Here is a 9,486-nt window from a genome sequence, read left to right as displayed (position 1 = left end):
GCCGCGCCGCGTCCTGGTCTGTGGAGGGACCCCGTAGCCGTTGAGTGAGCCCGTATCTGGTGCCGGAGCCCTAATCGCGTCCCGGGGTTTCCCGCGGTCACCACTTCCGGAATCCGTCACCCGCCGCGAGCACCGTCACGAGATGCTGCGTGACGAGCGACCCCGGGCCGACCGATCGCCTAGCGCTGCGGCGATCGCCCGGCCGGCTTTGCGCCCGCAGCTGACGGTCCGCGGCGCTCAACCCGTCAGTTGCGGGCGCAAACCTCCGAGGCCGGGGCGGGTTTGCGCCTGCAGCTGACGGTGCAGCCGGGCGGAACCGGCAGGTGGGGGCGCAAACAAGCGTCAGGCGTGGGACGCGGCGAGCTGGGCGCCGAGGCGCAGGAGCTGGGCCGTCGCGTCGCCGAAGAGGAACTCGGTGCGCTTCGCGGCGGTGAAGTAGCGGTGCAGGTCGCCGTCCAGGTCGATGCCGGTGCCGCCGTGCACGTGCACGGCCGTGTGCGCGACGCGGTGCCCGGCGTCCGCGGCCCAGAACTTGGCGGTCTCGACCTCGGTCGGGCACGGCAGCCCGGACGCGACCCGCCACGCGGCCTCCCACATCGTCAGCCGCACGGCCTCGACGTCGATGTACGCGTCGGCGAGCCGCTGGCCCACGGCCTGGAATGACCCGATCGGCCGGCCGAACTGCTCGCGGGTGCGGGCGTACTCGACGGTGAGCTCGAGGGCCCGCTCGAGCACGCCGAGCTGGTAGGCGCACGCCGCGACCGTCGCGCGGGCGACCAGCCAGTGCAGGGCGTCGGCGTGCTCGATCACCCGGTCGGCCGCGACGGCCACCCGGTCGAGCGCGAGCGTGGCGACCTCGTCGCCGTCGGTCGCGCGCTCGGCGGTCACGGTGACACCGGTGGCGCGCGTGTCGACGAGGAACAGCGCCGTGCCGCCGGGCACCGTGGCGCCGAGCACGACGGCGTCGGCCGCCGTGCCGAACGGGACGACCGACTTCGCGCCCGTGACCACCCAGCCGTCGCCCGACCGCTCGGCGGTCGTCGCCGGCTCGGCCGGATCGCCGAACTCCTCGGTGAGGGCCACGGTCAGCAGCGTCTCGCCGCGGGCAGCCGGGGCACCCACCTCGGCGCGCTGCGCGTCCGTGCCGAGGTGCGCGATCGCCGCGGTGGCGAGCACGTGCGGCAGGTACGGCACCGGTGCGACCGCGCGGCCGAGTTCGACGAGCACGCTCGCCTGCTCGAGCAGGTCGAGGTCGCCACCGCCGATCGACGCCGGCAGCGCGGCCGAGACGACGTCCGCGTCGAGCAGCGCCTGCCAGAGCGCGCGGTCGAACCGCAGCGGCGCGGCCTCGACGGCCTTGCGCCGCTCGGCGGTCAGCTGGGTCGTGACGATCTGCCGCACGAGCGCGGCGAGTTCCTGCTGGGTCGTCGACAGCGAGAAGTCCATCGCGCTCACCGTCCGCTCGAGGGCAGGCGCAGGCCGACGCCCGCGATGATGTCGCGCTGCACCTCGTTGGTGCCGCCGCCGAAGGTCAGGATCAGCGACGCGCGGTGCATCCGCTCGACGCGTCCGCGCAGCACCGCCCCCGGCGACCCGGTGCGCAGCGTGCCGTGCGCGCCGAGCACCTCCATCAGCAGCCGGTAGGCCTCGGTCGCGAACTCGGTGCCGAACACCTTGGTGGCCGAGGCGTCCGCCGGGTTCACCGAGCCGCCCGAGGCGATCTGCCAGTTCTTGAGCCGCAGGAACTGCACCTTGGCGTGCACCCGGGCGAGGTGCAGCTGCACCCACTCCTGGTCGATCACCCGGCGTCCGTCCGGCAGCTTCGTGTTCTGCGCCCACTCGCGCGTCTCGTGCAACGCGGTCAGGATCGGTGCGGCCGAGGTGAGCGCGACCCGCTCGTGGTTGAGTTGGTTGGTGATGAGCGGCCAGCCGCGGTCGACCTCGCCGACGACCGACGACACCGGCACACGCACGTCCTCGTAGTAGGTCGCGCTGGTGGTCGGGCCGCTGACCGTGCGCACCGGCGTCCACGAGAAGCCCGGCGCGTCGGTCGGGACGATGAGGATCGACAGTCCTCTGTGCCGCGGGGCGTCGGGGTTCGTGCGCGCCGCCAGCCAGACGTAGTCGGCGTACTGGATCAACGACGTCCACATCTTCTGGCCGTTGATCACGTACTCGTCACCCTCGCGCACCGCCCGCGTGCGCAGCGACGCGAGGTCGGTGCCGGCGCCGGGTTCGCTGTAGCCAATGCTGAAGTGCAGCTCGCCGGCGGCGATCCTCGGCAGGTAGAAGGCCTGCTGCTCGGGCGTGCCGAACCGCGCGATGGTCGGGCCGACGGTGTTGATCGTCAGGAACGGCACGGGCGCGCCGGCGATCGCCGCCTCGTCGGTGAAGATCAGCTGGTCGAGCGCGGACCCGCCCCGGCCGCCGTGCTCGACCGGCCAGCCGAGGGTGAGCCACCCGTCCTTGCCCATCTGCCGCACGGTGTCGCGGTAGACGCTGCCGTCACCGTAGTCGCCGTCACCCGCGGTGAGGGCCTCCCGCCGCTCGGGGGTCATCAAGGTGGCGAAATAGGATCGCAACTCGTCGCGCAGTCGTTCGTGCTCGGTCGACCAGCGGATCTCCATGCAACGCTCCCCGGAGCTAGAACAGGTTCCAGAAACTGTAACTGCTCAGCTCCGGGAACGTCGAGATCTGCTGACCTGAGAGAGCTTGATCGGGAGTTGCCTAGAAGTAGAACGCGTTCTACGGTGTCAGCTGCGTCACTCGCCCGGCCTTGTTTCGTTGAGATGAAGGGGCGAAGACCGGCGCCAGTTCGGGAGCGGAGGTCGGGGGCATGAAGATCCGGGTCGACAGGGACCTGTGCGAGGCGAACGCGGTGTGCTGCGGCATCGCGCCCGACGTGTTCTCGCTGGACGACGACGAGAACCTCGTCGTCGCCTTCGACGAGCCGCCCGCCGACCGCCTGGCCGCGGTCGAGAAGGCCGTGGCCCGCTGCCCCAAGAACGCGCTGGAGCTGGTGTGACGGACACGCTCGCGTCGGCCGACGCCGTCGCCGTCGTCACGGGGGCCGGTGCCGGTCTCGGACGCGCCGAGGCGCTCGCGCTCGCCGCGGCCGGCGCCCGTGTCGTGGTCAACGACGTCAGCGACGGCGAGGCGGCCCGCAGCGTCGTCGACGAGATCGAGGCGCTCGGGTCGAAGGCGGTGCTCGTCGCCGGGGACGTCGGCGAGCGCGCGACCGCCGACGCGCTCGTCGCCGCAGCGGTCGAGCACTTCGGCGGCCTCAACATCGTCGTGAACAACGCCGGGTTCACCCGCGACCGGATGCTGTTCAACATGTCCGACGACGAGTGGGACGCGGTCGTCCGGGTGCACCTGCGCGGCCACTTCCTGCTCTCGCGCAACGCCGCGGCCTACTGGCGGCAGCAGGGGAAGGAGACCGGCGCGCCGGTCTACGGACGCGTCGTCAACACCTCGTCCGAAGCCGGGCTCGTCGGTTCGGAGGGTCAGGCGAACTACGCCGCCGCCAAGGCCGGGATCGCGGCACTCACGGTGGCGACCGCGCGCGGCATGGCGCGGTTCGGCGTCACGGCGAACGCGATCTGCCCGCGGGCGCGCACGGCGATGACCGCGGGCGTCTTCGGCGAGGCACCGACCGACCGGCCCGACCCGCTCTCGGTCGACCACGTCACGCCACTCGTCACCTGGCTCGCGTCGCCCGCCTCGGCGGCAGTGAGCGGCCAGGTCTTCGTCGTGCACGGCGGGTTGATCGCGCTCATGCAGGCGCCGACGGTCGCCGCCCGCTTCGACGCTCCTGACGGCGCCTGGTCACCGGACGCCGTCGACGCCCAACTCGGGCGTTTCTTCGCCGACCGCGACCCGGGGCTGACCTTCGCCAGCCCCGACGTCCTCGGTCTGGCGTGAACCGGAAGGACAGCTCCATGCACTGGATCGGAGCCCGACGCCGCTCGGCGTTCGTCGTCTCCGCGGCCGTGGCCGCTCTCGTGCTGTCGGCCTGTGGTTCCGAGGTCGACCCCAAGGACTTCCAAGGGGTCGGCGGCACCGGTGGCGGCGGCGGGTCGACGCTCAGCGCCGGCGCGGGTGACGCCGGCAACGGCGCCGTCGCGATCGGCGGCACCGGCGGCACCAACGGCGGCTCGACCGGTGGTGGTTCGACGGGCGGCGGTTCGACCGGTGGCGGTTCGACCGGTGGTGGTTCGACCGGTGGTGGTTCGACCGGCGGCGGCGCCACGGGCGGCGGCTCGACCGGTGGCGGTGGGACCAAGGCCGGCGGCGGTAAGGCCGGCGGCAGTGGCAGCGGCGGCTCGGGCGGTGGCGGTGGCACGGCGGCCGGCGTCCCGGCAGCGAGCTGCGCCGGGTTCAAGAACACCACCGGCATCACCGACTCGACGATCACCATCGCCAACGTGGCCGATCTCAGCGGCCCGGTGCCAGGACTGTTCAAGTCGGCCCAGGCCGCCGTGACGGCCTACGTCGCCTACTTCAACTCGACCTCGCGCATCTGCGGCCGCACGCTCAAGGTCGAGCCGCTCGACAGCGGCACCAGCGAGTCGGCCGACCAGCAGGCCAACCAGTCCGCCTGCGGCAGTGCGTTCGCGATGGTCGGCTCGATGGGCGCCTTCGACGCCGGCGGGGCGAGCGTGGCCCAGAGCTGCGGCATCCCCGACCTGCGCACGGCCTCGACCGAGACGGCCCGGTACCACTCGTCGGTGTCGTACGGCGCGTACTCGCTCGCCGTGCCCGAGGTGCCGGTCGCGCCGTTCGACTTCTTCGCCAAGCTCAACCCCAGCGCGCCGAAGAACGCCGCCTTCGTCTACCTGAACGCCGGCGCGTCCAGCCTCAACGCGGGCAGCTTCATCGCCGCCGAGGAGAAGGTCGGCTACAACTTCAAGGACAAGATCGGCATCGACATCACGCAGCTGCCGAACTACAACTCGATCGCCACCAAGCTGAAGAACGACGGCGTGCAGTACGTGCAGTACGTCGGCGCCGCGAAGCCGTACGCGATCAATCTCAAGGCGGCGATCTCGCAGGTCGGCGGCGGCTGGAACCCGATCTTCGTCATGGACCCCACCGGCTACTCGGCCGACTACGTCAGCGGCGGGTCGCCGGTCAACGGCACCTACTCCTTCGTCCCCGGCCCGTTGTTCGAGGAGGCCGGCAGGAACCCGCAGCTGCAGACGTACCTCACCTGGCTGAGCCGCACCTCGGGCGGCGCCCCGACCTTCTTCGGCGTCTACGCCTGGTCGGCGGCCGAACTGTTCACGAAGCTCGCGCTGCAGCTCGGCGGCAAGCTGACGCGGGCGACGCTGCTGCAGGCGATCCGCGGTGTGCACGGCTGGACCGACAACGGCCTGCACCCGCCGCAGGACGTCGGCGGGAAGCACACCGGCCCGTGCTCGGCGATCGTGCAGCTGGTGAACGGGCAGTGGGTGCGCAAGTCGCCCTACCCCTGGACCTGCGGCGCCGTGGTCAACAGCGGGGTCGGTGGCTGATCGGTGGAGGCCTTCCTCTCGTACACGATCGCCGGGCTGTTCCTGGGTGCGGCGTACGCGGTCGCGGCGTCCGGCCTGGTGCTGACCTACACCACCACGCGGGTGTTCAACCTCGCGCAGGGCGCGATCAGCATGGTGATGGCGTTCGTGTACTGGCAGCTGCACATCGCGGCCGGCCTGCCGACCTGGTTGTCGGTCGTGCTCGTGCTGTTCGTGATCGCGCCGCTGTTCGGCGTGGTGCTCGACCGCATCGTCATGCGTGGGCTGGGCGACGCGCCGGTCGGGGTCAGCCTCGTCGTCACCGTCGGCGTCTTCGTGTTCCTCTACGGCTTCGCCCAGCAGTTCTGGCCCCCGGACGAGATCGCCAAGCACACGTCGATCAGCTACTTCTTCGGCTACAGGACGTTCTCGCTCTTCGGCGTCAACGTGCCCTACCACTACCTGATCACCATCGGCGTCTCGGCCGCCGTGGCGATCGGGCTGTACGTGCTGCTGAACCGTACCCGCATCGGCACGGCCATGCGGGCGGCCGTCGACAACCGCGAGCTGCTGCAGCTGTTCGGCGCGAACGCCGACCGCGTGTCGATGCTGAGCTGGGCGGTCGGCTCGTCGCTCGCCGCGCTGGCCGGCGTGCTGCTCGCCGCGCAGACCAACCTCGACTACCTGCAGCTGACCTTCCTCGTCATCAACTCCTTCGCCGCGGCGATGCTCGGCCGGCTCGCGAGCCTGCCGCTCACCTACGTCGGCGCCATGGCGCTCGGCCTGCTGTTCAACTACTGCCAGGGCTACATCGACGGCGGCCCGCTCGTGCAGGGCTTCGAGAACTCGCTGCCGACGATCATGCTGTTCGGCATCCTGATCTTCGTACCCCAGGTGCGGCTGCGGGTTGGCCAGGTGAAGGGCATCCTCGCCGCCCGCGTGCCGTCGTCGCGACGCTCGCTCGGCGCCGCCGGTGTCGTGGCGGTCGTCGGCCTGCTGCTGCTGCCGCTGCTCAGCACCAACGGCACCACCGACTTCGGACTCGCCGTCATCTACGGCATCGTCATGCTGTCGCTGGTGCTGCTCACCGGCTACGGCGGCTACGTCTCGCTGTCGCAGCTCACCTTCGTCGGCGTCGGGGCCGCAGTCGTCGGCAAGCTGGGCACGTCGTCACCGCTCGCGATTCTCGCCGCGGTAGGCATCTCGGCCGCGGTCGGGGCGCTGGTCGCGCTGCCCGTGCTACGCCTGACCGGCCTCTATCTCGCGCTCGCCACGTTGGCATTCGGCCAATTGATGGACAAGCTCGTCTTCCAGACGCCGTTCCTGTTCGACGTCGGCGGCCTGCTGCGCGCCCCACGCGTGTCGCTGTTCGGCTACGGCTTCGACCACACCGGGGTCTACGACTTCCTGCTGCTCGTCGTGTTCCTGCTCGTCGGCATGGGCGTGCTGGCGCTGCGGCGCGGCGCGATCGGCCGCCTGCTCATCGCGCTGCGGGACAGCCCGGCCGCCTGCGGCACGCTCGGGCTCAACCAGCGGGTGTTCCGCGTGGCGGTGTTCAGCGCGTCCGCCGGCATCGCGGGGCTCGCCGGCGCGCTGCTCATCGGGCTCGAGGGCAGCGAGAACTCGGTGCGGTTCCAGACCCTGCAGAGCCTGCCGCTGCTGCTGCTCGCGGTCGTCGCCGGCGTGACGACCGTCAGCGGCGCGCTGCTCGGCGGCGTGCTGCTGATGCTGCAGTTCACCCTGCAGACCACCGATCCCACCGCGTCCGGCTTCGTCTTCCTGCTCATCGGGGTCGGCGCGATCCTGCTCGGCCGCGATCCCAACGGGCTGGTGAACGTGCTGTTCCAGGGCGTGCGCCGTGTCGCGCCGCGCCTGCCGCTGCCGTCGTGGGCGGTGTCCCTGGCCGCCCCGCCGGCGACCGGCGCGGCGCCCGAGGTCGGGGACGCCGTCGAGTACGCCGACGAGGGCCAGCCGCTGCGCGAGCCACAGGTGGTGGGTCATGGCGTTGCTTGAGGTGCGCGGCGTGACCGTGAAGTTCGGCGGCATCACCGCCGTGAACGACGCCGACCTGTCGGTCGAGCCGGGCACCATCACGGGGCTGATCGGCCCGAACGGTGCCGGCAAGACGACGCTGTTCAACGTGATCAGCGGCCTGCAGCCGCCCACGCGCGGCGACGTCTTCTTCCGCGACCAGAAGGTCACGAACGCCACGGTCGACAAGCGCGCCAAGCTCGGCATGGGCCGCACCTTCCAGCGGCTCGAGGCGTTCGGGTCGCTCACCGTGCGCGAGAACGTCCAGGCGGCCCGTGACATCCATCGCGGCTGGCGGTCGTGGTTCCGTCCCGGACGCGACCCGCTGGTCGACCAGCTCATCGAACTCGTCGGCCTCGGGCCGTACGTCGACGCCCGCGCCGACTCGGTGCCCACCGGCGTCGCGCGGCTGCTCGAGATCGCCCGGGCGCTGGCGATCGAGCCGCAGCTGCTGCTGCTCGACGAGCCGTCGTCCGGGCTCGACGAGGCCGAGACCGAGGACTTCGGGCTGCTGCTCCAGAAGCTCGCGGGCGAGGGACGCGCCGTGCTCATGGTCGAGCACGACATGGATCTCGTCATGGGCGTCTGCCATCTCATCCACGTGCTCGAGTTCGGCACCGTGATCGCCACCGGCACCGCCGACGAGATCCGCGCCGACCGCAAGGTGCAGGCGGCCTACCTCGGCTTCGGGGCGGCCGACGAGGTGCCGGTGCCCGCGGAGGTCGCGACCGCTGCGGCCGCCGCGGTGGGTGCGGGGGCGACGCCTGCGACGGGCGAGCCGCCGCGTCCGCGACCGATGAAGGGGGACGCCACGTGACCGCGCCCATTCTCGAGTGCATCGACGTCCACGCCGCCTACGGACGCATCGAGGTGCTGCGCGGTGTCGACCTGCTCGTGCCCCGCGGCGCCGTCATGGCCCTGCTCGGCGCGAACGGTGCCGGTAAGACGACCCTGCTGCGCGTGCTGAGCGGTGTCATGCCGGCGACGTCCGGCCACATCCACCTCGGCGGCGAGCACATCTCGGACGCCTCGCCCGACGCCCTGAACCGCGCCGGGCTCTGCATGGTGCCCGAGGGGCGCGGCGTGTTCCCGAACCTGACCGTCGAGGAGAACCTGTGGCTCGCCTCGTACTCGGGGCAGCCGGTCGAGCGCATCCTCACCGAGGCCTACGCACGCTTCCCGCGGTTGAAGGAGCGGCGGCGGCAGTTGGCCGGCTCGATGTCCGGCGGCGAGCAGCAGATGCTGTCGCTCGCGCGGGCCCTCGCGTCCGACCCGGCGCTGCTGCTGCTCGACGAGCTGTCCATGGGGCTCGCCCCGCTCATCGTCGAGTCGCTGTACGACTCGGTGGCCGAGATCGCCGAGTCGGGCGTGTCGATCCTCGTCGTCGAGCAGTTCGCCGCGTCCGCGCTGCGGGTGGCCGACTACGCCGCGGTGATGCACGGCGGACGGATCATCGAGACCGGTGAACCGGCCGAGATCGAGGGCCGGCTGAACGAGCTCTACTTCGGAGGTGCCGCATGAGACGGCGACGGATCGTCGGCCTGCTCGGCGGCGCGGTGATCGCGACCCTCGCGTGGCCGTCGCCGGTGCACGCACAGACCTCGCTCGGTGGCTACAGCGGTGAGGCGAGGGCGTACCCGATCCGCTTCGAGATCGTCGACCCCACGATCCCGCTGCCGAGCGACCCGCAGGTCGACTTCGGCATCGGCTACACCCGTTCGACGTCCGAGACCGGGCCGGCCTCGCGCGCGACCGCGTCGTACCTGTGGCCGGGTGACGTGCTCGGCGACGGCTTCGACCAGCTCACCGGGCAGCCGGGCTCGACCTACCCCGTGCAGGTCAACTCGCGCTATCCCGCCACGACGACGGCGCCGACGAAGAACCAGGCCCAGCTCACCGACGGCAACGGCATGTCGACCTCGAGCACCGAGGACACCACGCGCGCCACGGTCACCGGCTT

9 protein-coding genes are annotated in these 9,486 nt (G+C 71.7%); 7 read left to right on the top strand and 2 right to left on the bottom strand.

The genetic code is table 11. From position 1 onward, the window contains the following. Positions 1 to 342: 342 nt before the first annotated feature. The gene (locus tag ACTHMS_RS20900) at positions 343 to 1,446 is read right to left on the bottom strand and encodes an acyl-CoA dehydrogenase family protein (protein WP_440308586.1); all 1,104 of its coding nucleotides are present in this window, start codon (positions 1,444 to 1,446) and stop codon (positions 343 to 345) included. Between the two features lie 5 nt (positions 1,447 to 1,451). Then, positions 1,452 to 2,627, bottom strand: coding sequence for an acyl-CoA dehydrogenase family protein (locus ACTHMS_RS20895; protein ID WP_440308585.1), 1,176 nt, complete (start codon positions 2,625 to 2,627; stop codon positions 1,452 to 1,454). A gap of 209 nt (positions 2,628 to 2,836) precedes the next feature. Here ACTHMS_RS20895 and ACTHMS_RS20890 point away from each other — a divergent pair, with 209 nt between their 5' ends. From ACTHMS_RS20890 to ACTHMS_RS20860, 7 genes are all read left to right on the top strand, one after another. Further along, positions 2,837 to 3,025 (top strand): ferredoxin, encoded by a 189-nt coding sequence (locus tag ACTHMS_RS20890; protein WP_440308584.1) that lies wholly within the window; start codon positions 2,837 to 2,839, stop codon positions 3,023 to 3,025. Further along, a complete protein-coding gene (locus ACTHMS_RS20885) occupies positions 3,022 to 3,924 on the top strand; it encodes a 3-oxoacyl-ACP reductase (protein ID WP_440308583.1) in 903 nt (300 codons plus the stop codon). Before ACTHMS_RS20890 ends, ACTHMS_RS20885 begins: the two co-directional genes overlap by 4 nt. A gap of 17 nt (positions 3,925 to 3,941) precedes the next feature. Beyond that, positions 3,942 to 5,516, top strand: a complete 1,575-nt coding sequence (locus ACTHMS_RS20880) for an ABC transporter substrate-binding protein (protein ID WP_440308582.1) — start codon at positions 3,942 to 3,944, stop codon at positions 5,514 to 5,516. Positions 5,517 to 5,519: 3 nt separating this feature from the next. Continuing rightward, positions 5,520 to 7,508, top strand: coding sequence for a branched-chain amino acid ABC transporter permease (locus tag ACTHMS_RS20875; protein WP_440308581.1), 1,989 nt, complete (start codon positions 5,520 to 5,522; stop codon positions 7,506 to 7,508). Further along, positions 7,495 to 8,343, top strand: coding sequence for an ABC transporter ATP-binding protein (locus tag ACTHMS_RS20870; protein ID WP_440308580.1), 849 nt, complete (start codon positions 7,495 to 7,497; stop codon positions 8,341 to 8,343). The genes ACTHMS_RS20875 and ACTHMS_RS20870 overlap by 14 nt, the downstream gene beginning before the upstream one ends. After that, complete coding sequence (locus tag ACTHMS_RS20865; protein WP_440308579.1) at positions 8,340 to 9,047, top strand: ABC transporter ATP-binding protein; 708 nt, start codon at positions 8,340 to 8,342, stop codon at positions 9,045 to 9,047. The genes ACTHMS_RS20870 and ACTHMS_RS20865 overlap by 4 nt, the downstream gene beginning before the upstream one ends. Then, on the top strand, positions 9,044 to 9,486 hold a 443-nt coding region (locus ACTHMS_RS20860), incomplete at its 3' end, for a hypothetical protein (protein WP_440308578.1). The genes ACTHMS_RS20865 and ACTHMS_RS20860, both read left to right, overlap by 4 nt.

Source organism: Jatrophihabitans sp. (genome assembly GCF_051960575.1).
Taxonomy (GTDB): domain Bacteria; phylum Actinomycetota; class Actinomycetes; order Mycobacteriales; family Jatrophihabitantaceae; genus JBQCEE01.
Note: the sequence above shows the minus strand (reverse complement) of the source record. Positions and strands in the feature narration are given on the sequence as shown.

Excerpts from the sequence above, each read along its gene's own strand:
- ACTHMS_RS20900 (WP_440308586.1), bottom strand. The coding sequence starts at position 1,446 with ATGGACTTCTCGCTGTCGACGACCCAGCAGGAACTCGCCGCGCTCGTG.
- ACTHMS_RS20895 (WP_440308585.1), bottom strand. The coding sequence starts at position 2,627 with ATGGAGATCCGCTGGTCGACCGAGCACGAACGACTGCGCGACGAGTTG.
- ACTHMS_RS20890 (WP_440308584.1), top strand. The coding sequence starts at position 2,837 with ATGAAGATCCGGGTCGACAGGGACCTGTGCGAGGCGAACGCGGTGTGC.
- ACTHMS_RS20880 (WP_440308582.1), top strand. The coding sequence starts at position 3,942 with ATGCACTGGATCGGAGCCCGACGCCGCTCGGCGTTCGTCGTCTCCGCG.
- ACTHMS_RS20870 (WP_440308580.1), top strand. The coding sequence starts at position 7,495 with ATGGCGTTGCTTGAGGTGCGCGGCGTGACCGTGAAGTTCGGCGGCATC.